18 protein-coding genes are annotated in these 21,862 nt (G+C 74.9%); 17 read left to right on the top strand and 1 reads right to left on the bottom strand.

Annotated features, from left to right (window positions below):
- Window positions 1–71 precede the first annotated feature (71 nt).
- The 3 genes from ABZ493_RS14365 to ABZ493_RS14355 all read left to right on the top strand — a co-directional run bounded on the left by ABZ493_RS14365 (window position 72) and on the right by ABZ493_RS14355 (window position 2,485).
- Window positions 72–737 carry an ATP-binding protein gene (locus tag ABZ493_RS14365; RefSeq protein WP_430582817.1) on the top strand — a complete coding sequence of 222 codons (666 nt, stop codon included), beginning with the start codon at window positions 72–74 and terminating at the stop codon, window positions 735–737.
- A 41-nt stretch (window positions 738–778) separates the two neighbouring features.
- Entirely contained in the window at window positions 779–1,153 is a 375-nt protein-coding gene (locus ABZ493_RS14360) for a VOC family protein (protein ID WP_430582816.1), read from the top strand.
- Window positions 1,154–1,264: 111 nt separating this feature from the next.
- The gene (locus ABZ493_RS14355) at window positions 1,265–2,485 is read left to right on the top strand and encodes a glycosyltransferase (RefSeq protein WP_430582815.1); all 1,221 of its coding nucleotides are present in this window, start codon (window positions 1,265–1,267) and stop codon (window positions 2,483–2,485) included.
- Window positions 2,486–2,503: 18 nt separating this feature from the next.
- On the opposite strand, the gene ABZ493_RS14350 is transcribed toward ABZ493_RS14355, so the two are convergent.
- Window positions 2,504–3,517: a LacI family DNA-binding transcriptional regulator gene (locus tag ABZ493_RS14350; protein WP_430582814.1), complete on the bottom strand. Its 1,014-nt coding sequence runs from the start codon at window positions 3,515–3,517 to the stop codon at window positions 2,504–2,506.
- A gap of 204 nt (window positions 3,518–3,721) precedes the next feature.
- Here ABZ493_RS14350 and ABZ493_RS14345 point away from each other — a divergent pair, with 204 nt between their 5' ends.
- The 14 genes from ABZ493_RS14345 (at window position 3,722) to ABZ493_RS14280 (ending at window position 21,784) form a co-directional block, all read left to right on the top strand.
- Window positions 3,722–4,891, top strand: coding sequence for a Gfo/Idh/MocA family oxidoreductase (locus ABZ493_RS14345; RefSeq protein ID WP_430582813.1), 1,170 nt, complete (start codon window positions 3,722–3,724; stop codon window positions 4,889–4,891).
- A gap of 104 nt (window positions 4,892–4,995) precedes the next feature.
- Entirely contained in the window at window positions 4,996–6,141 is a 1,146-nt protein-coding gene (locus ABZ493_RS14340; protein ID WP_430582836.1) for a dihydrodipicolinate synthase family protein, read from the top strand.
- Entirely contained in the window at window positions 6,138–7,037 is a 900-nt protein-coding gene (locus tag ABZ493_RS14335) for a sugar phosphate isomerase/epimerase family protein (RefSeq protein ID WP_430582812.1), read from the top strand. The genes ABZ493_RS14340 and ABZ493_RS14335 overlap by 4 nt, the downstream gene beginning before the upstream one ends.
- Before the next feature lie 289 nt (window positions 7,038–7,326).
- Entirely contained in the window at window positions 7,327–7,758 is a 432-nt protein-coding gene (locus ABZ493_RS14330; RefSeq protein ID WP_430582811.1) for a hypothetical protein, read from the top strand.
- Window positions 7,759–7,827: 69 nt separating this feature from the next.
- A complete protein-coding gene (locus ABZ493_RS14325; protein ID WP_430582810.1) occupies window positions 7,828–8,163 on the top strand; it encodes a PadR family transcriptional regulator in 336 nt (111 codons plus the stop codon).
- The gene (locus tag ABZ493_RS14320; RefSeq protein WP_430582809.1) at window positions 8,163–8,645 is read left to right on the top strand and encodes a hypothetical protein; all 483 of its coding nucleotides are present in this window, start codon (window positions 8,163–8,165) and stop codon (window positions 8,643–8,645) included. Before ABZ493_RS14325 ends, ABZ493_RS14320 begins: the two co-directional genes overlap by 1 nt.
- A 66-nt stretch (window positions 8,646–8,711) precedes the next feature.
- On the top strand, window positions 8,712–9,209 hold the full coding sequence (locus ABZ493_RS14315) for an ATP-binding protein (RefSeq protein WP_430582808.1): 498 nt from the start codon (window positions 8,712–8,714) through the stop codon (window positions 9,207–9,209).
- A 183-nt stretch (window positions 9,210–9,392) separates the two neighbouring features.
- On the top strand, window positions 9,393–10,922 hold the full coding sequence (locus ABZ493_RS14310; protein ID WP_430582807.1) for a glycoside hydrolase 43 family protein: 1,530 nt from the start codon (window positions 9,393–9,395) through the stop codon (window positions 10,920–10,922).
- Entirely contained in the window at window positions 10,922–12,889 is a 1,968-nt protein-coding gene (locus tag ABZ493_RS14305) for a DUF6807 family protein (protein ID WP_430582806.1), read from the top strand. The genes ABZ493_RS14310 and ABZ493_RS14305 overlap by 1 nt, the downstream gene beginning before the upstream one ends.
- Before the next feature lie 68 nt (window positions 12,890–12,957).
- Window positions 12,958–13,569 (top strand): hypothetical protein, encoded by a 612-nt coding sequence (locus tag ABZ493_RS14300; RefSeq protein WP_430582805.1) that lies wholly within the window; start codon window positions 12,958–12,960, stop codon window positions 13,567–13,569.
- The gene (locus ABZ493_RS14295) at window positions 13,566–14,327 is read left to right on the top strand and encodes a glycosyltransferase (RefSeq protein WP_430582804.1); all 762 of its coding nucleotides are present in this window, start codon (window positions 13,566–13,568) and stop codon (window positions 14,325–14,327) included. The genes ABZ493_RS14300 and ABZ493_RS14295 overlap by 4 nt, the downstream gene beginning before the upstream one ends.
- A 279-nt stretch (window positions 14,328–14,606) precedes the next feature.
- Window positions 14,607–16,160: a pectinesterase family protein gene (locus ABZ493_RS14290; RefSeq protein WP_430582803.1), complete on the top strand. Its 1,554-nt coding sequence runs from the start codon at window positions 14,607–14,609 to the stop codon at window positions 16,158–16,160.
- A 23-nt stretch (window positions 16,161–16,183) separates the two neighbouring features.
- The gene (locus tag ABZ493_RS14285) at window positions 16,184–18,226 is read left to right on the top strand and encodes a pectinesterase family protein (protein WP_430582802.1); all 2,043 of its coding nucleotides are present in this window, start codon (window positions 16,184–16,186) and stop codon (window positions 18,224–18,226) included.
- A 114-nt stretch (window positions 18,227–18,340) separates the two neighbouring features.
- Window positions 18,341–21,784, top strand: a complete 3,444-nt coding sequence (locus tag ABZ493_RS14280) for a glycoside hydrolase family 3 N-terminal domain-containing protein (RefSeq protein ID WP_430582801.1) — start codon at window positions 18,341–18,343, stop codon at window positions 21,782–21,784.
- Window positions 21,785–21,862: the final 78 nt, after the last annotated feature.

Raw genomic sequence — 21,862 nt, 5'->3', positions numbered from 1 at the left:
GCGGGGCGGCGCGCCCGCCGGTCGGGTCCCGGTTTCGACAGCACGACCGCCGCCGCCGAGAATGGGTGCCCGTGACCGACAGCGCGCCGCCGGCGGACGACCCGGCGAACGAGTCCGACGCCCTCTTCGAGGTGCCGCCCGGGGCCCGCCGCCCCGCCCGGCGGATCGTGCTGCTCACGGGGCCGTCGGGGTCGGGCAAGACGGCGCTCACGCGGCGGCTCGGCCTGCCGGTGATGAACCTCGACGACTTCTACCACGACGTCGACTTCCCGGGGATGCCGATGCGCTACGGCATCGTCGACTGGGACGACCCCCGCAGCTGGGACTCGGCCGCCGCCCTGGACGCGCTGCGCGCCGTGGTGCGCACCGGACGCGCGGACGTGCCCGTGTACGACATCCCCACCTCGCGCCGCACCGGCGGCACGGTGCTCGAGGCGGGCGACGCGCCCGTCGTCGTCGCCGAGGGGATCTTCGCCGCCGAGCTGGTGGCCGCGTGCCGGGCGGACGGGATCCTCGCCGACGCGATCTGCCTCAGCCAGCCGCGCGTCGTGAACTTCTGGTTCCGGTTCCTGCGCGACGTCGCCGAGTCGCGCAAGCCGCTGCCGACGCTGGTGCGGCGCGGCTGGGGGCTGCTGCGGGCCGAGCCCGCGCTGGTGCGGCGGTGGACGGACCTCGGCTGCCGGCTCGCCACGCCCGCCCAGGCGGAGCGGGACATCCGGTCGCTCCTCGCCCCCTGAAATCCCTGCCGCCCGTCGGGGCCGGCACCTACGGTGAGCGCATGGCAACGGTGCGGAAGTTCCAGGTGACCTTCGACTGCGCGGACCCGGAGCGGGTCGCCCGCTTCTGGTGCGAGGTGCTGGGGTACGTCATGCCCGAGGGCTCGGACTGCAACGCGCAGGACCCGACCGGCGACGGTCCGCGGCTGTACTTCCAGAAGGTGCCCGAGGGCAAGGTCGTGAAGAACCGCGTGCACCTCGACGTCCGCGTCGGCACCGGGCTGGTCGGCGACGAGCGCCTGGCCGCGCTGCGGGCCGAGCAGGCACGCCTCGAGCCGCTGGGCGCCGTCCACCTGTGGACCCAGCTCGCCGACGGCGAGGAGGAGTCCTGCATCACGATGCGGGACGTCGAGGGCAACGAGTTCTGCCTGGACTGACGACGACCAAGCACGCACCATGACTCGCCCTCGGCGCGTCATGAGAATGTCACACGCCGGTCATCGGCCCCACACCATCGCCGCGCACGCTGGGGGCAGGAGGTGGTCCCCATGACCGTGCTGTACACCGAGCCCCGAGCCCTTCGTGTCCTGTCCCTCTACGAGGGCTTCTTCAGCGGCGGCGCCCGCGTGCTGCACTCGTCGGTCGTGGCGGGCCTGCACGCCCAGGGCCGCCAGCGGCACGCGGCGCTGAGCATCCACGACGAGGTGCGGCGCGACGCCGCCCTGCAGCGCCTGACCGACGACCGGCGCTACCGGCAGCTGACGGCGGCGGGCGTCCGGGTGTCGTCGCTGGGCCGGTCGTCGGAGGTGCCCCACGACCCGGAGGTCCTCACCGACCGCGAGGCGGAGATCCTGGCCCGGGAGCTGCGTGCCACGGACGTGGTGCTCGCGCTCAAGGAGCAGCCGCTGCGGCTGCTGTCCCGCCCGGACGCGCTGCCCGACCGGCCGGTGGTCGCCTGCCTGCACCGCTCGGACCCCGAGCACCAGGGGTCGGGCCTGGGGCACCTGCTGCGCGCCGCGGACGACGGCCGGCTCGCCGCCGTCGTCTGCTGCGCCGAGTCCACCCGCGCCGCCTACGAGGCCGCGGGCGTGCCCGCGCACCTGCTGCGGGTCATCCCGAACGGCGTCGACCTCACGCGCTTCCGCCCGGCACGGGCCGCGCGCCGGCTGGCCCTCCGCGGGGCGCACCGGCTGCCCGCCGACGGGACGGTCGTGACGTACGCGGCCCGGTACGACGCGATGAAGAACCCCCGCCTGTTCGTGGCCGCGGCCCGCGAGCTGCTGGGGAGCGACGCCGACGCGCACGTCGTGATGTGCGGGTCCGGCATGAGCCCCGCCAACCCGGACCTCGCCGCCGACCTGCGCGACGCGTTCGGCGACCGCCCCGACCTGCTCGACCGGGTGCACCTGCTCGGCGTGCGGCACGACATGGAGCAGGTGCTCGCGGCGTCGGACGTCGTCGCGCTGACGTCGTCGTTCGGCGAGGCGGCCCCGCTGTGCCTCATCGAGGGCGCCATGAGCGGGGCGGTCCCCGTGACGACGCCGGTGGGCGACAGCGCACGGATCGTGGACGGCATCGGCCTCGTCACTGGCTTCGACCCGGCGGAGATCGCCGCGGCGTGGCGCGAGGCGGCCGCGCGCCGGGACTCCCTCGCCGGGGCGCTCCTCGCGGCGCGGCCCCGGTTCAGCCACGTGCGCATGCTGTCCGCCTACGCGGCCACGATCGAGCGCGCCCACCGCGGGCTGGGGCTGACGCTCGCGCGCGCCTGACCCGGGCCGCCCGCCGCGTCAGCGGGTCGAGTCGCGCAGCTGCACCTCGAAGCCGACCTCGGTGACAGCCCCGGGCGCGGTGTCGCCGACGGCGGCCTGCACGGCGAGGCTGCCCATCTCCTCGAGGGGGATGCGCACGGTGGACAGGGCGGGCGCGTGGTCGCGCAGGGTCGGGACGTCGTCGAACCCGGCGACGCGCACGTCGCGCGGCACCTCGACGCCCAGCTCGCGCAGGCGGGCGATGAGCCCGATCGCCATGACGTCCGTGACGGCGAAGACGGTCAGCGGCTTCTCGGCGGCGCGCTCGCGCACCAGCTCGGCGACGTCGTCGCCGGCCGCGTACCCGCCGTCGCGGGAGAACTCGGTGACCAGCACCTCCGCGACCTCCCCGCCGGCGGCGCGGGCGGCGGCGGTGAACGCGTCGGTGCGCTCGCGCGACGTCACGACGCGCGTGGGCCCGCCGAGCACCACGAACCGCCGCTGCCCCTGCGCCAGCAGGGCCTCGGCGAGGGCGCGGGCGCCGGTGGCGTTGGGCGGGCGCACCACGGACCCGTCGCCGACGGGCTGGCCGACGATGACGGACCGGCCGCCCGCGGCGACGAACGCGTCGAGCTCGGCCGCGAGGGCGGCGTCGTCGTCGGGGGTCCAGCGGGTGCCGGCGACGACGACGGCGTCCACGCGCTGGGCGGCGAACGCGGCGACGGCCTCCCGCTCGGCCACGGGGTCGCGGCCGGTCGACGCGAGCAGCACGAGGCGCCCGCTGGCCCGGGCCGCGGCCTGCGCCCCGGCGGCGATGGACGAGAAGTACGGGTCGGAGATGTCCTGCACGACGAGCCCCAGGAGCCCGGACCGGGCGCGCGCCAGCGCCTGGGCCTGGGCGTTCACGACATAGCCCAGCTCCCCCGCCGCGGCCTTGACCCGCGCGACCAGGTCGGCGCCGGGCTGTCGCGCCGAGCCGTTGAGCACCCGCGACGCCGTGGCGAGGGAGACCCCCGCGCGGTCGGCGACGTCCTGCAGCCTCGCTCGTGCCACCTGCTCCTCCTGCTCCGTCCTGGCGGGCCGCGGCCCGCTGTTCCCGGGGGCATCCTCGCCCTCCGGCGGCGGCATGTCTTGACGTGCTCGCCGGGGACACCTTACCGTGGGCGGGAAAGCGCATTCCTTGTCGCCTCGCGGCGGGGTCTCGCGCCCGCCATCCGGCGACGCCGTCCGGCGTCGACGACGACGAAGGAGTCCCGAGTGAGCACACCCACGCGCACGCTGCGCATCGCGATGAACGGCGTCACGGGCCGCATGGGCTACCGCCAGCACCTCGTGCGCTCGATCCTGCCGATCCGCGAGCAGGGCGGCGTCGAGCTGCCCGACGGCTCGCGCGTGCAGGTGGAGCCCGTGCTCGTGGGCCGCAACGAGTCCAAGCTCGCCGAGCTGGCCGCCCAGCACGGCGTCACCGAGTACACGACCGACCTCGACGGGATCATCGCCGACCCCGCCACGGACATCGTGTTCGACGCCTCCATGACCTCGCTGCGTGCCAAGACGCTCACCAAGGCGATGCAGGCCGGCAAGCACGTCTACACGGAGAAGCCGACCGCCGAGACCCTGGCCGAGGCCGTCGAGCTCGCCCGCCTGCGCGAGGAGACCGGCGTCACCGCCGGTGTCGTGCACGACAAGCTGTACCTGCCGGGCCTGGTCAAGCTGCGCCGCCTCGTCGACGAGGGCTTCTTCGGCCGCATCCTGTCGCTGCGCGGCGAGTTCGGCTACTGGGTGTTCGAGGGCGAGCACCAGGCCGCCCAGCGCCCGTCCTGGAACTACCGCAAGGAGGACGGCGGCGGCATGACCACGGACATGTTCTGCCACTGGAACTACGTCCTCGAGGGCATCCTCGGCGCGGTCAAGACCGTCAACGCGCAGACCACCACCCACATCCCCACCCGCTGGGACGAGCAGGGCAAGGAGTACGCCGCCACCGCCGACGACGCCGCGTACGGCATCTTCGAGATCGAGACGCCGGGCGGCGACCCGGTCGTGGCGCAGATCAACTCCTCCTGGGCCGTGCGCGTGTACCGCGACGAGCTCGTCGAGTTCCAGATCGACGGCACCCACGGCTCGGCCGTGGCGGGCCTGCGCAAGTGCGTCGCGCAGCAGCGCGCCCACACCCCCAAGCCCGTGTGGAACCCGGACCTGCCCGTCACGGAGCCCTTCCGCGACCAGTGGCTCGAGGTGCCCGCCAACGCCGACCTCGACAACGGCTTCAAGCTGCAGTGGGAGGAGTTCCTGCGCGACGTCGTCGCCGGCCGCCCGCACCGCTTCGACCTGCTGTCCGCCGCGCGCGGGGTGCAGCTCGCCGAGCTCGGCCTGCAGTCGTCGGCCGAGGGCCGCCGCCTCGACGTCCCGGAGATCACGCTGTGACGACACAGACCCTCAACCCCGCGCTCGCCCCCGAGCTGGCGCCCAGCGGCGTCACCGTGCGCCTCCCCCGGTTCGACGCCGCGGGCCGCGCCACCGGCACCGAGGTGCGCGAGCTCAACGCGCCGGGCCCGTGGCACGCCCCGGCCGCGCCGATCACGTCGCGCGTCGCGTTCGCCGCGGCGCACGTCGTGCCGCAGGTCGGCGCCGAGAACGTGCCGGGCGCGCCCGCCGTCGTCGACTGGGACGCGACCCTCGCCTACCGGCACGAGATCTGGCGCTTCGGCCTCGGCGTCGCCGACGCCATGGACACCGCCCAGCGCGGCATGGGCCTGGACTGGGCCGCGACGCAGGAGCTGGTGCGCCGGTCCTCGGCCGAGGCCGCGTCCGTCGGCGCCCGCATCGCGTGCGGCGCGGGCACCGACCAGCTCGACCCCGCGTCGATCGAGCCGAGCGAGGCCGGCCTCGCCGCGGTGATCGACGCCTACCGCGAGCAGGTGCACGTGGTGCAGGACGCCGGGGCGCAGGTCATCGTCATGGCCTCGCGCGCGCTGGCGAAGGTGGCCCGCTCCCCCGAGGACTACGCCCGCGTCTACGACGCCGTGCTGGCTGAGGCCGACAAGCCCGTCGTCCTGCACTGGCTGGGCACGATGTTCGACCCGGCCCTCGCCGGCTACTGGGGGTCCGACGACGTGGCGTCCGCGACCGCCACGTTCCTCGACCTCATCAAGGCCCACCAGGACAGGGTCGACGGCGTCAAGGTCTCGCTGCTCGACGCGCAGCACGAGATCGGGCTGCGCCGGGCGCTCGCCGCGCTCGACGGCTCCCCCGTCCGGCTGTACACCGGCGACGACTTCAACTACCCCGAGCTGATCGCCGGCGACGAGCAGGGGCACTCCGACGCCCTGCTCGGCATCTTCGCCGCGATCTACCCGGCCGCGTCCACGGCCCTCCAGGCGTTCGACGCCGGGGAGGGCGCACGCGGTCACGCGATCCTCGCCTCGACCGAGAAGCTGGGGCGGCACATCTTCGCGGCGCCGACCTACTACTACAAGACGGGTGTGGCGTTCCTGTCGTGGCTGAACGGCTTCCAGAGCGGGTTCCAGCTCGTGGGCGGCCTGCAGTCCGGCCGCTCGCTGGCGCACCTCGTGGAGCTGGCACGGCTCGCCGACGGCTGCGGCATGCTGCTCGACCCGGCCCTGGCCGCCCGCCGCCTGGACGCCCTGCTGGTGACGAACGGGGTCTCCGCATGAGCGCCGCGCCGTCCGGGGCCGACCTGAGCCGCTGCTCCCTCAACACCGCGACGGTCAAGCACGCCACGCTCGCCGAGGCGGTCGACGCCGCCGCCGCGGCCGGGCTCGGCGCCGTCGGGCTGTGGCGCCACCAGGTGCAGGAGCACGGCGCCGACAAGGCGGCCCGCATCGTGTCGGACGCCGGCCTGCGCGTCTCGTCGCTGTGCCGCGGCGGGTTCCTCACGGCCGCGGACGAGGCGGGCATCGCCGCCGCGCTCGACGACAACAAGCGCGCCATCGAGGAGACGGCGGGCGTCGGCACCCGGGAGCTGGTGTTCGTCGTCGGCGGGCTGCCCGCCCTCAGCGAGCCGGGCCGGGGCCCCCGGCCCGACGCCGGCCCCGGCGACCGCGACGTCGTCGCCGCCCGCGCCCGCGTGGCGGACCGGCTCGCCGAGCTCGCGCCGTTCGCGGCCGAGCACGACGTGCGGATCGTGCTCGAGGCGCTGCACCCGATGTTCGCCGCCGACCGCGCGGTGATCTCCACCCTGGGGCAGGCGCTCGACCTCGCGGCGCCGTTCGCGCCCGAGACCGTGGGCGTCGTCGTCGACACCTACCACGTGTGGTGGGACCCGCAGCTGCGCGAGTCGATCGCGCGGGCCGGGGCCCAGGGCCGGATCGCGGGCTACCAGGTCTGCGACTGGAACCTGCCGCTGGCCGCCGACCCGCTCAACTCGCGCGGGCACGTGGGCGACGGGTACGTCGACTTCCCGACGATCTCGCGCTGGGTGGCCGAGGCGGGCTACACCGGGGACGTCGAGACCGAGATCTTCAACGAGGAGATCTGGGCCGACGACCCGCGCGACACCGCCCGCACGGTCGGCGAGCGGTACGCGCGGCACGTGCTGCCGCACCTGTAGCCCCACCGCAGCACACCGGGCCTTGACACCCCGGTGCGGGCCTGTCGCCGACGCCGGCCCGCCGCACGACGCCCCGTCGCCTCCCCGGGCGGCGGGGCGTCGTCGTGCCCGGCCGCGCCAGGTCGAACCAGCAGGTCGAACCAGCAGGTCGAACCAGCAGGTCGAACCAGCAGGTCGAACCAGCAGGTCGAACCGGTCAGGATCGGAGAAGCGCGGCTGGCGGGCGGTCCCTAGCGTGGGTGGTGCGACGCCGTCGGGCGCCGCGCCAGCCACCACGAGAGGAACCGTCATGGCCACGTCCGAGGGTCTGAGCGTCGACGAGCGCGCCGCCGTCAAGCAGCGCGCGAAGGAGCTGCGCGAGCAGGAGAAGGCAGGCAGGAACCGCGCCGCGGGCGAGAAGGCGGTGCGCGAGGCCATCGACCCGCTCGAGGGCACCGACCGCGACATCGCCGAGGGGCTCTGCCGCGTGGTGAGCGACGTCGCGCCCCACCTCGTGCCGAAGACGTACTACGGCATGCCGGGCTTCGCGAACGCCGCCGGCAAGATCGTGGTGTTCGTGCAGCCGGCCGTGAAGTTCAAGACCCGGTACGCGACGATCGGCTTCGACTTCGCCGCGCAGCTCGACGACGGCGACTTCTGGCCGACCTCCTTCGCCGTGCTGGCCTGGACGCCCGAGTTCGAGGAGAAGCTCACCGGCCTCGTGCGCCGGGCGGCGGGCTGACGTGGCGGGCGATCGGCAGGCCCGGGCGACCACTACCTTGCGACGCAAGAGAGTGGTACCTTGTGTCGCATGGTACCGACCCAGGACGTCGTCCTCACCCAGCTCCGCAAGGGGGTCGTGGAGTACTGCGTCCTGGCCTGCCTGCGCTCGGGGCCGGCCTACGGCCTCGAGCTCGCCGAGCGCCTGAGCGCCACGAGCACCCTGCTGACCAGCGAGGGCACGCTGTACCCGCTCCTCTCGCGGCTGCGCCAGCAGGGCTGGGTCACGACCACGCAGATCGCGTCGTCGATGGGCCCGCCGCGCCGGTACTACGAGCTCTCGACCGAGGGGCGGGCGGCGCTCGAGACGTTCACCGCCACCTGGTCCCGGTTCACCGCCGACGTCCGCACGACCCTGGAGTCCTGATGACCACAGCCCCCGCGTTCCCCCCGCTGGTCGAGGCGTACCTCGCCGACCTCGAGCGCGCCCTCGCCGGCAGCGAGCCCCGCGAGCGCGCCGAGACGCTCGCCGCGGTGCGCGAGCACGCGACCGAGTCCCTCGCACTGCACGGCTCGGACGACGCCGGTGCCCGCCGCGTGCTCGACGAGCTGGGCCCGGTGGACTCCATCGCCGCCGCGTCGACCCCGATGGCCCCGGCGCCCGCAGCGGCGTCCCCGGCGCCGGCCCTCCGCACCCCCGCCGCCGACGTCTGGCTGCTCGTGCTCTCGATCGCCTCCCTGGCGCTCTTCGTGGTCCCGCTCGTGGCGGCCGCCGCCGTGGCCTGGGCGATCGTCCGGCTCCGCGCCGGCGCCGGGAACCGCGGCCTGCAGAAGCTCGCGCTGGGCGTGGGCGCCGTCTCCTTCGTCGGCGCCCTGGCGCTCTACGTGTCGCACCTGCTGGCCGGCTGAGGCGTCGGGGCGGGGCGGCGCCGGCCTGTAGCGTCGCGGCATGGCTTCTCCCGCGGCGTCGCGACCATGACGGACACCGTCGACCGTTCGCCCGACGGAGCACGACTGATCCTGACCTGCGGGCTGCCCGGGGCGGGCAAGACCACACGCGCTCTCCAGATCGCCGCAGAACGCGGCGCCGTGCGGCTCACGAAGGACGAGTGGCTGCGGGCGCTCGGCTCCAGCCCGTGGGACACGGTCGCCAACGAAAGGGTCGAACGGGAGCTCTGGCGCCTGGCCCAGGAGATCCTGCGCCACGGCCTGAGCGTCGTCCTGGACTTCGGGCTCTGGTCGCGAGCCGAACGCGACGAGATGCGGGCCGCGGCCCGCAGCCTGGGTGTCGGCGTCGAGCTGCACTACCTCGACGCCCCTCCCGACGAGCTGTGGCGGCGCATCGACGCACGGAACTCCACGCCGCCCTGGCAGGACGAACCGATCCGTCGCGCCGACCTCGACGAGTGGCTGGGCGCCTTCGAGGCCCCCGGTGCCGGCGAGCTCGCGCTGTTCGACCCACCACCACGCTGAGACCTGGCCGACGGCGCCCTCGAACGGCGTCGCGGCCCGACATGAGAGGTCGCCGCGCACCCGCACGTCGCATCCGGGCGTTCCCTCTGGCGGAAACCGGTTGCTAGGCTGGGCACAGCACGGCGGGAACCGGTTTCCCACGGTTTCTCGCCGACTGTCCCAGCGACGTGACGGAAGGCGACCATGACCTACTACAGCAACCCGGTCCTCGACGCGGACTGGCCGGACCCCGACGCGGTGCGCGTCGGGGACGACTACTGGCTGATCGCGTCCAGCTTCAACCGTGCCCCCGGGCTGCCCGTGCTGCACTCGCGCGACCTCGTGTCCTGGGAGCACGTCGGCCACGCGCTGCCCGCGCTGCCGCAGGCCGGGCACTACGCGCTCCCCCGGCACGGCTCCGGGGTGTGGGCGCCCAGCCTCCGGCACCACGACGGCCTGTTCTGGATCGTCTACCCCGACCCGGACCACGGGATCTTCGTCCTCACGGCCGCCGACCCCCGCGGCCCGTGGTCGGAGCCCTGGTGCCTGATCCCGGGCCAGGGCCTCATCGACCCGTGCCCCCTGTGGGACGCCGACGGCCGCGCGTACCTCGTGCACGGCTGGGCCAAGAGCCGGGCCGGGGTGAAGAACCGGCTCACGGTGGTCGAGGTGGACCCGGGCCTGCGCCACGTCGTCGGGCCCGCGCGCACCGTGGTCGACGGTGACGAGCTGCCCGGCTTCCGCACGCTCGAGGGCCCCAAGCTGTACCAGCGCGACGGCTGGTACTGGATCTTCGCCCCCGCGGGCGGCGTCGCCACCGGCTGGCAGACGGCGTTCCGCTCCCGGTCGGTGTGGGGGCCGTACGAGCACCGCGTGGTGCTCGCGCAGGGCGACACCCCGGTCAACGGCCCGCACCAGGGCGCCTGGGTGGACACCCCCGACGGCGACGACTGGTTCCTGCACTTCCAGGACCGCGGCGTGTTCGGGCGCGTCGTGCACCTGCAGCCGATGCGATGGGACGACGACGGCTGGCCCGTCATGGGCGAGGAGGGCTCGCCGGTGCTCACGCACCCGACGCCGGTGGCCGGCGCCGAGCCGGGCGAGCCGGTGCGCAGCGACGACTTCTCCGCCCCCGGCCTGGCGCCGCGCTGGCACTGGCAGGCGAACCCCGCCGAGGGCTGGGCCGTGGCCGACGGCGGCGGCTCGCTGCGCCTGCCCGCGCAGCCCTCGCCGCGTGGCAACCTGCGCGACCAGGGCGCTGTCCTGAGCCAGCAGCTGCCCGGGCAGCCGAGCACCTGGGAGACGAGGGTCGGGCTCACCGGCGACGCGCCCGGCACCCGCGCGGGCGTCGTCGTCCTCGGGCGCGAGTACGCCTGGGCGGGTCTGGTCCGCACCCCCGGCGGCGTGGAGCTGACGGTGCGCCGCGGCGGCACCCACGGCGACGAGGAGATCCTCGCGCAGGAGCCGGTGCCCGCGGGCGCGACGGGCGTCGTGCTGCGCACCGCGATCGACGCCGAGGGCCGCGTCACCTGGGCTTGGCGCGACGCGGCCCTGCCGGGCGACGACGACGCGGAGTGGCACGAGACGGCCCCGCCGTGGCAGGCGGTCGTCGGCCACTGGATCGGCGCGGAGGTCGGCCTGTTCGCGAGCTCGCCGCTCGGGGCGGACCTGCGTCCGGACGACGGCGGCACGTTCGGCCCGGTGCGCGTCACCGTGGCCGGGAAGGACGCCTGATGGCCCGCTCGGGCGGGCCGACGATCGACGAGGTGGCGGCCGCCGCGGGGGTGTCGCGGGCGACCGTCTCGCGCGTGATGAACGGCCGGGCCAGCGTCGCGCGGGACATCGCCGAGCGGGTGCGGGTCGCCGCCCGGGACCTGCGCTACCAGCCCAGCCGGGTGGCGCGCAGCCTGTCGCTGGGCCGCACCAACTCCGTGGCGCTGGTCGTGCCCGACCTGGCGAACCCGATGTTCCAGCAGATCCTGCGCGGCACGATGGCGGCGGCCGCGCCGCACGACTACCGCGTCCTGGTCGCCGACACGGCCGAGAACACGGCCGACGAGGCCGAGGTCGCGCTCGAGGCGCGCCAGCGCTGCGACGCGCTGGTCCTCGCCGCGCCGCGGACGTCCGAGGACGAGCTGCTGGAGCTCCTGCCGCGGCTGGAGCCGGTCGTCGTGGTCAACCGGCTCGTGCCGGGCCTGACCGTGCCGACGGTCCGCGTCGACTACGCGGCGGGCGTGCGCAGCATGGTCGACCACCTCGTCGCGCTCGGGCACCGCGAGCTGGCCTACGTCGCGGGTCCGCGGTCGAGCGCCTCGAACGGGCTGCGCGCCCGCGCCCTCGACGACGCCCGCGAGCGCCATCCGGGCCTGCGGGTCACGACGGTGCCCTGCGGCCCGACCGTCGACGCCGGGTACCGCGCGGCGGACGCCGTGCTGGCCACGGGCGCGACGGGCGTCGTCGCGTTCAACGACCTGGTCGCGTTCGGCCTGCTCGCGCGCCTCAACGAGGCCGGCGTGGCCGTGCCGGGCGACATCTCGATCGGTGGCTTCGACGACATCGAGCTCGCCCGCTACGCGACGCCGTCGTTGACGACGGCCGCCGTGCCGCAGGCCGACCTCGGGCGCCGCGCCTGGGAGCTGCTGCACGCCCGCGTGCTCGGCACCGAGCGCACGCGGCTCGGCGCGGAGGGCATCGCCGTGCACGTGACCCCGGGGCTGGTGGTGCGGGGCAGCACCGGGCCGGTGCCGCCCGCGCGCCGGCTCGGCGTGACGTCGGCGGACCTCGCGGGGCGCGCGCACGCGCGCGACGACACGGTCCGGGCCCGGTGGCGGCCGGTCGACGACGACTGGGTGCTCGGCGTCGGCGACGACCGCCCCCTGGGCCGCTACTCGCGGGGCGAGGACATGCCCGGGGTGCACAGCCCGCGCCCGTTCCTGCACCCGGTGCACTCGGCGCAGGGCGTGGCCATGACGACCAAGAGCCCGCTGGACCACCGCCATCACTACGGCGTCTCGATGGCGGTCGCCGACGTGGACGGCACCAGCTACTGGGGCGGGCGGACGTACGTGCGCGACCAGGGGCCGACGCTGCTCGCGAACCACGGCCGCCAGGAGGCCGGGCGGACGGAGGTCTCGGACGACGGCGCCACCCTGACCCAGCAGCTGCGGTGGCTGGACGAGCGCGGCGGCGTGCAGCTGACGGAGGAGCGACGCCTCACCGCCGTCGTGCTGCCCGAGGTCGACGCGTGGGCGCTCGGCTGGCACGGCACCCTGCACGCGGGCGACGCCGACGTGGAGATCGGCAGCCCGGCGACCAACGGCCGCCCCGGGGCCGGGTACGGCGGCTGGTTCTGGCGGCTCCCGTCGGGCGACGAGGCCTACGCCCTGAGCCCTGACCGGGGCGGGGACGTGCACGGCTCGCGCACCCGGTGGGTGGCGGTCGTGCGCCGCAGCGGAGCCGCGTGGACCACGCTCGTGCTCGCCCAGCCCTCCGGGGAGCCCGACGCGTGGTTCGCCCGCGTGGGCGACTACGTGGGGCTGGGTCCGGCGATCGCCTGGGACGCGGTGCGCACGGTGCCGTCCGGGTCGTCGCTCGAGGTCGACGTCGTGGCCGCCGTCGTCGACCGGCGCCTCGACATCGCGGGCGCCGGCGACGTCGCAGACCTCGCCGTCGGGCGGGTGGGCGCCGCGCAGCAGTCCTGAGAGGCCGGCGGCCGAGGCCCTCCCGCCCCGGCGGGTGGGCTTCCGCCACCGCTGCCTAGGGTGGCCGCGTGACGCCGGCACCGTGGACCACGCGCACCAGGACGGCTTGGAGCCCCGCGCCGGGGCGGCCGACGTGGGGCATCGTGCTGGGCGACGTCGTCCGCGCCGTGGCCCTGGTGAGCATGCTGGCCGCCGCGGCGACGTCGGACGGGGTCGCGGTCGCGCTGTTCGCCCTCGTCCTGGGCGGCTCGATGGTGCCCCGCGCGTCCGGCGCCGCCGCGTGGCTCGACATCACGTGCGGGACCGTGATGCTGGCCGCCGCGTGGTGCGCCGTGGCCGGGCTCTACGAGCGGGTCGCGGGGCTGGACCTGCTCGTGCACGCCGTCGCGACCGGTGCGCTCGCCGCCCTGGCCCACCAGGTGCTGACGCGGGACGGCGTCACGGCATCCCCTGTCCGTCCCCGGGCGACGGCCGCCCTGACGACCGTCGGGCTCGGCGCGCTGCTCGCCGTCGTCTGGGAGCTGCTCGAGGCGGTGGGGCACCGGTTCGTCGACGACAGCATCCACGTGACGTACCCGGACACCGTCGGCGACCTCGCGGCGGCGCTCGTGGGCAGTGTCGCGGCGGCATGGCTCGTCGCCCGGGCCACCGCCCGGACACCGGCGCGGGGGCTCCAGTGACGGGAGCTCCGGGTGCCCGGCTCTCGGGGCGGCCGCTCCCCACGGTCTCGGTCGTCGTCCCCGCCCGCGACGACGCCGCCGCGCTCGAACGGTGCCTCGCGCTGCTCGCGGCGCAGACCCTCGCCCCGCTCGAGGTCGTCGTGGTGGACAACGCCTCGACGGACGACACCGCCGACGTCGCCCGGCGCGCGGGGGCGGTCGTGGTCCACGAGCCGCGGGTGGGCATCCCGGCCGCCGCGGCGGCCGGGTACGACGCGGCCCGGGGCGAGGTCGTGGCGCGCCTCGACGCCGACTCGCAGCCTGCGCCCGGCTGGGTGCGCGCCGTCGCCCAGCGCCTGGCCGACGACCCCGCCGCCGAGGCCGTGACGGGGACGGGGACGTTCACCGACCTGCGTGGCGGTCGCTGGGCGTGCGCGCTGTACCTCGGCGTGTACTACGCCAGCACCGGGATGGCGCTCGGCCACACGGCGCTGTGGGGCTCCTGCATGGCGTTCCGCCGCAGCACCTGGTGGGCGGTGCGCGACCAGGTCGAGCGGGTCGACCCGGAGATCCACGACGACCTGGACCTCGCGTTCGCGCTCGGACCCCGTCGCCGGATCGTGCGGGACCGCCGGCTCCGGGTCGGCGTGTCCGCCCGGTCGCTGCGGTACGCCCGCCGCCGTCGCCTGGTGCGGGCCGTGCGCACGCTGCGGCTGAACTGGGCGGTCGCACCGCCGTGGGAGCGCTGGCGGGACCGGCTCGGCATCGCGGCCAGATAGCTCCGGCCTCCGCCACCGTCGATTGATATCGGCGGCTGAACTATTGACGTGGGCGCCGGTCATCGGCTACGTTCTGAGAAACCGGTTTCTGAGGCGTTTCCGGTCGCAGAGCGCGACGGGCACGGGAAGACCGACACCGACGTCGGCCGCACCACGAGCAGCACGACCAGCAACGACAGGCACCACCGGGCACCCGCCGTCGGCGACGGGCACCCGGCCGCCGCCCCGCTCGTCCCGACCCGAGGGCCACCCGGCCCGAGTCTCACGAGAGGCGCGACGATGCCCTTCACGGCGGACCATCGACCCACTCCGCACCACACCCCCTCCCCCCGGCCGGGCCCGCGCGTCCGCCGCGCCGTGGCGGCCCTCGCCGCCCCGGTCCTCGGCCTGACGCTGCTCGCCCCGGTGGCGCACGCGTCGTCGGGCACGGACGCCGAGGCCACCGGCCGAGCGCTGCTGCACCGCATCGGTGCCCCACCCACATCGTCCGCGGACGGCCCCGTGTGGTCGCCCACCGCGACCGGGTTCGCGTCCGTGCCGACGGACGAGCTGCCCGACGGCACCACCGGCGGCGCTGGCGGCGACACCGTCACCGTGCGCGACGCCGCGGCGCTGGCCGAGGCGGCCGCGGCCGACGAGCCGCTGACGATCCTGGTGCGGGGCACCCTCGACGTGGAGCCCTTCGGCTCGATGATCGACGTCGCGAGCGACAAGACCATCGTCGGCGCGGCGTCGGGCGGCGAGCTCGTCGGCGGCGGGCTGCGGCTGCTCGAGGTCGAGAACGTCATCATCCGCAACCTCACGTTCCGCGACTCGTACGTCGCGGCCGACTGGGACGGCAAGAGCGCGGACAACGACAACGACGGCATCCGCATCGACACGTCCGACCACGTGTGGGTGGACCACAACGAGTTCGCCCGCCTCGGCGACGGGCAGCTCGACATCCGCAAGGACTCCACCGCCGTGACGGCGTCGTGGAACTACTTCCACGACCACAACAAGACGCTCGGCGTGGGATGGACGGACAACGTGGTGACCACGCTGACGCTGCACCACAACCGGTTCTCGAACGTGCACCAGCGCAACGGCAGCATCGACAACGTGGCGCTCGGCCACCTGTACAACAACTGGCTGTCCGGGGTGAGCTCGTACGGCACGACGTCGCGCGGCGGGTCGCAGCTGCTGGTGGAGTCGAGCGTCTACGAGAACGCCCGCAACCCGCTCATCCTCAGCGGCGACGCCGCCCGCCTGCACCAGCGCGACAACCTGTTCCGCGGGAACTGGGGCGAGGAGCCGGCCGAGACCGGGCCCACGTTCGAGGCCTCCGACCTCTACGCCTACGAGGCCGACCCCGTCGAGGACGTCGTGCCGCTGCTGACCCGGTACGCCGGCACGCGCTCCACGCACGACGACCGCCTCGGCCGGCGGGTCACGGTCGCGCAGGACGGCACCGGCGACTACCTGTCGATCCAGGCCGCCGTGGGCGCGGCGTCGCGGTCCGACCGGCCCGTGGAGATCGTCGTCGGGCCGGGCACGTACCGCGAGGTGCTCTCCGTCTGGCCCGGTGCCGAGGGCCTCACGATCCGCGGCGCGACGGGCGACCCCGCCGACGTCGTCGTGACCTACGACAAGCCCGCCAGCGACTGGGCCACCGCGACCGTCCTCGCCGACGGCGTCACCCTGCGCGACCTCACGCTCGAGAACGCCTACGACGCCGAGGCGAACGGGCCGAGGGAGACCCTCGCCCTGCGCGACGCCGCCGGCGGCACCGTGCTCGACGACGTCCCCCTGGTGGGCGGCGGTCTCTCGACCGACGACCCCCGCCACTCCTGACACCCCCTGATCAAGGAGGAAACATGAGACTCACGACCACCCGCACCGCGGCGCTGCTCGGCGCCCCGGTGCTGGCCCTGACCCTGCTCGCCCCCGCCGCGCAGGCGGCGCCGTCCGACGTCGACCCGGCCGCGGCCGGCGCCGCCGTCCTGGAGCGCATCGGCGCGCCGACGACCACGACGGCGGACGGCCCCGTCTGGTCGCCCGTCGCGACCGGCTTCGCCTCCACGCCCACCGACGACCTCCCGCACGGCACCACGGGCGGCGCGGGCGGCGACGTCGTCACCGTCCGCGACGCGGCCGCGCTCGCCGAGGCCGCCGCGTCGGAAGAGCCCCTGACCATCTACGTCAAGGGCACCATCGAGCCGGCCGAGTTCGGCTCGATGATCGACGTGGCGAGCGACAAGACGATCGTCGGGTTCGCGTCCGGCGCCGAGCTGGTCGGCGTCGGGCTGCGGCTCGACCACGTCGAGAACGTCGTCGTGCGCAACCTGCGCTTCCGCGACTCGTACGTGCCGGGCGACTGGGACGGCAAGAGCGCCGACAACGACAACGACGGCATCCGCGTCGACACGTCCAGCCACGTGTGGATCGACCACAACGAGCTCACGCGGCTCGGCGACGGCCTGATCGACGTCCGCAAGGACTCCACGGCGGTCACGCTGTCGTGGAACTACCTGCACGACCACAACAAGACGGTGGGCGTGGGCTGGACCGACAACGTGGTCACCGAGATCACGATGCACCACAACCGGTTCTCGAACACCTACCAGCGCAACGCGAGCATCGACAACGTCGCCGCCGGCCACCTGTACAACAACTGGTTCGACGGGCAGGCGCAGTACGGCACGATGTCGCGCGGCGCGTCGCAGCTCGTCGTCGAGTCCAGCGTGTACTCCAACGGCGAGGACGCGATCGTCGCCAAGGACCCGGCGTCGAAGGTCGACTCGCGCGACAACCGCTTCACCACGATCCGCGGGCGCAAGGACGACACCGGCCCGACGTTCGACCCCGCCGCCCGGTACGCGTACGCGCCGGACGACGTGGACGACGTCGTGCGGATCGTCACCGACGGCGCCGGCACGCTCGGCGCGCAGGAGAAGGTCCGCCGCACGGTCACCGTGGCGCTCGACGGCACCGGCGACTACGCGTCGGTCGGCGCCGCCGTGGGCGCGGCGTCGCGGTCCCCGCACCCGGTGGACGTCGTCGTCGAGCCGGGCGTCTACCGCGAGGTCGTGCGGGTGTGGCCCGGCGCCGACGGGATCACGATCCGCGGCGCCTCCGGCGACCCGGAGGACGTGGTGATCTCGTACGACCTCGCCGCCGGCCAGGCCAAGTTCTACGGCGGCACGTTCGGGCACACCGGCTCGCCGGTGCTGTCCGTGCTGGCCGACGACGTCACGCTGCGCGACCTCACGGTCGAGAACGCGTACGACGAGGCCGCGAACGGCGGCAGCCAGGCGCTCGCGCTGCGGACGTCGGGCGACCGCACGGTGCTCGACGGCGTGCGGCTGCTGGGCAACCAGGACACGTACCTGGCCGACCCGGGCTCCGGCGCCACCGCGGCCCGCACGTACGTCACGGGCTCCTACATCGAGGGCGACGTCGACTTCGTCTACGGCGGCGGCACCCTCGTCGTCGAGGGCTCGGAGATCCACTCGCTCGACCGCGGCTCCGCGACGAACAACGGCTACGTGTCCGCCCCGGCGACCGTCCCCGGCGGCAAGGGCTTCCTGTTCACCGGCACCCGGTTCACGTCGGACGCCGCGGCGGGCACCGTGTTCCTCGGCCGCCCGTGGCACCCGAGCAGCAACCCGCTCGTCGACCCGTCCGTCGTCGTGCGCGACTCGTGGCTGGGCGCGCACGTCGGCACCCCGGCCTGGTCGGACATGAGCGGCTGGTCGTGGCGCGACGACTTCATGCGCGAGTACCGCAACGCCGGCCCGGGCGCCGCGCCCGCCGGCGAGGCCGTCGACGGTCGCCCGCAGCTGACCGACGACGAGGCCGCCGCGCACACCCGCGAGGCGTACCTGTCCGGCGACGACGGATGGGCGCCGTGGCGCTGACCTGACCGCCCCACCGCGGGTCGGGCCGTCGGGACATCCTCGGCGCCCGGCGGCCCGGCCCGCGGCCCCTGCGGCACCACCCTCAGCGCCACCACCAGCACAGAGAGGTGCACCATGCGACTCCCCCTCCAGCGACACCCCCTCACCACCCGACGCCGCACGGTCGCGACCGCGTGGCTCGTCGCCGCCGCCGTCACGGTCGGCGCCGGCGTGGCCCCCGCCGTCCAGGCCGACCAGCCCGACCCGACCGGGGCGCCGCCGCCCGCGGACTCCGTTCCGACCGACGGGCAGACGCCCTACCTCGACGACTCGGGCCGCTACTCGTTCGAGGAGCGCGCCGCGGACCTCGTGTCCCGGATGACGCTCGACGAGAAGCTGCAGCAGTTCCGCGCCACGACCAGCGAGCCCGCCCAGGCCGCGATCCCGCGGCTCGGCGTCGAGGGATACCGGTACTGGAACGAGGCGCTGCACGGCGTCGCACGGGTCGGCGAGGCCACGACGTTCCCCACGGGCCTCGGCATCGGCGCCACCTGGGACCGCGACCTCGTGCGCGACATGGCCGACGCGGTCAGCAGCGAGGCCCGCGCCCTGTGGAACGACCCGTCACGGAACCTCGGCCTCACCTACTGGTCGCCGACCATCAACATGGCGCGCGACCCACGCTGGGGACGCGCCGAGGAGAACTACGGCGAGGACCCGTTCCTCACGGGTCAGCTCGCGGGCGAGTTCGTCGACGGCATGCAGGGCGACGACGACACGTACCTCAAGACCGTGGCGACGGTGAAGCACTTCGCCGCGAACAACCACGAGAACGACCGGCACTCCGACTCGGCCGACGTCGACGAGAAGACGCTGCGCGAGTACTACCTGCCGGCGTTCCAGGAGACGGTCGAGAACCACGGGGTCGGCTCGCTGATGACGGCGTACAACGCCGTCAACGGCGTCCCCATGCCGGCCAACGAGCGGCTCGTGACCGACGTCCTGCGCCGCACCTGGGGCTTCGACGGCTTCGTGACGTCGGACTGCGGCGCCGTGGACGACGTCTTCGCCAAGCACCGCTGGCAGCCGGAGGGCAGCGACCATCCGGTGACGGCGGCGGAGGCGGCGGCGTTCACGCTGCGGGCCGGCACCGACATCGACTGCAAGGGCGGCTTCTTCACCGCCCACCTGCCGGAGGCGCTGGAGCAGGGCCTGATCTCCGAGGGCGACCTCGACCTGGCGCTCACCCGCCTGTTCACGACCCGGATGCGCACCGGCGAGTTCGACGCGCACGACCCGTGGGACACGGAGGAGTACACGGTCGAGAACCAGATCTCCTCCGGCCTCCACGACGACCTCGCCCAGCGGATGAGCGAGGAGGCGACCGTGCTGCTGCGGAACGAGCCGGTCGGCGACGGACCGGCCGCCCTCCCGCTGTCGGGCGCGCCCGCGGACCTCGACGACGTGGTCGTCGTCGGGGACCTCGCCGACGAGCAGATCCTCGGCGACTACTCCCCCACCTCGACCGAGCCGGACAACACACCGCTGCTCGAGATCCGCCGCACGGTCGCCGAGCTCGGCGGGGACGCGGACGACGTCACCTACGTCGGCGCGGACGGCACGCTCGACGACGCCGAGCTGGCCGCGGTCGCCGCCGCGGACGCCGTCGTCGTCGTCGTGGGCACGCGCGAGGACGACTCCGCCGAGGGCCAGGACCGCACGACGCTCGACCTGCCGCGCGGCCAGGCCGACCTGGCGCGCCAGGTCGGCGAGGCGAACCCGCGCACGGTCGTCTCGGTGCAGTCGGTGGCGCAGGTGGACCTGACGCCGTTCGCCGACGTCGTGCCCGCGATCCTGTGGTCCACGTACAACGGGCAGAACCAGGGCAGCGCGCTGGCCCGGGTGCTGTGGTCGGTGGACGGCGTCGAGCCGTCCGGCCGGCTGCCGTTCACCTGGTACGCCTCCGCGGACCAGCTGCCGGACATCAAGGACTACGCCGTGGCCCCGGCCGACGGCTCGCACGGGCGCACCTACCAGTACTTCACCGGGGACGTCGCCTACCCGTTCGGACACGGCCTGTCGTACACGGACCTCGAGGTCACCGGCCTGACGGTCTCCCGGCCGCAGGTGGCGGCGGACGGAACCATCGAGGCGCGGGCCACGGTGCGCAACACCGGCGACCGCGCGGGGTCCACGGTCGTGCAGCTCTACGCGACCGCGCCGCGCGCGGACGGGGTGACCCGCCCGCAGCAGCGCCTCGCGGGCTTCGAGAAGGTCTCGCTCGGGGCGGGCGAGTCCCGCACGGTGCGGTTCCCGGTCGCCCCGGCCGAGCTGTGGTCGTGGGACGACGACCGGGAGACGGTGGACCGCGGCCGCTGGACGCTGACCGCGGGCCAGAGCGCGGCCGACCCTTCCGCCACGGCGCGGTTCACGGTCTCCGGCCAGCGGGCCAGGACCCTGCAGCAGGTGACCGCCGTCCCGTCCGGCAGCGTGATCGACCTCGACGACCCTGAGCCCGTCGAGGCCGGGGTCAGCGCCGTGGCGAACGATCAGTCGTTCTACGACCTCGACGACGTCCGGGTGCGCTACCGCTCGTCCGCCCCCGAGGTCGCGACCGTCGACCGGCACGGCACCGTCCGGGGGCTGGCCACCGGCGTCGCGACGATCACCGCAGCGGTGATGGTGGACGGCACCACGCGCAGCACCAGCTTCCCCGTCGCGGTCGCCCCGGACACGCCGGAGCTCACCGCCCTCACGCTGGACGGCGAGCCCGTCCCCGGGTTCGACCCCGACGTGACGGCGTACACGGTCCGGCTCGGCGCCGACCAGCCCTTCCCCGTCGTCGCCGCCCTGTCGGACGGCCGCGCGGAGGTGTCGGTGGAGCAGGCCACGCCGGGCGCCCCCGTGGCGACCGTGCGCGCCGCCTACCCGGGCCAGACGCCCGTGACCACCACGGTGCGGTTCGTGCGCCCCCTGGAGAGCACGGACTTCCGGGGGGCCACGGCCGACGACGTCGCCGCCGCGGGCTGGCAGGTCCTGCGACCGGACGGGAAGCTCGAGCACACCGCCGACGGCGTGCGCATCCCGATCGGCGACGGCGACCTCTACGCGAGCAACGACGACGCGAAGAACCTCCTGGTCCACGACGCGCCGGACGAGTGGCAGGCGACGGTGCGGTTCGGCCTGTCCGAACAGCTCGCGGAGGACTGGGAGAAGGCGGTGGTGGGAGTCCGCGACGACGACAGCAACTTCGTGCTGTTCGACGTCCAGTGGGACGAGAAGAAGCGCGGCATCGAGGTCTCGCTCGAGCGGGACGGCGCCCGGCAGCAGGAGGGTCGCGTGTGGCCGGTCCCCGGCACCGACGACCTCGGCACGGAGCTCTGGTTCCGGCTCACCAGGACCGGCGACACCTATCGGGCGGCGTACTCGACCGACGGCACGACGTTCGTCGACGTCGGCGGCAGCCTCGTCCTCGAGGCCGAGAACCCGCAGCTCATGCTCGCGGGATACGGGAAGCGGAGCGGGGCGAGCGCGCGCAGCGTGACGTTCCGTGAGGTGACGGTCACCGACGTCCCGTAGCGCGCGCGGGGGCGGCCCGGGGGCAGTAGGGTCGACGACGGTCCAGGTCGCCCCCGCGGCCCTCGGAAGGCCCCCATC

This window comes from Isoptericola sp. NPDC019482, from assembly GCF_040632295.1.
GTDB lineage: Bacteria > Actinomycetota > Actinomycetes > Actinomycetales > Cellulomonadaceae > Isoptericola.
This window is presented reverse-complemented; position numbering and strand designations above follow the sequence as displayed.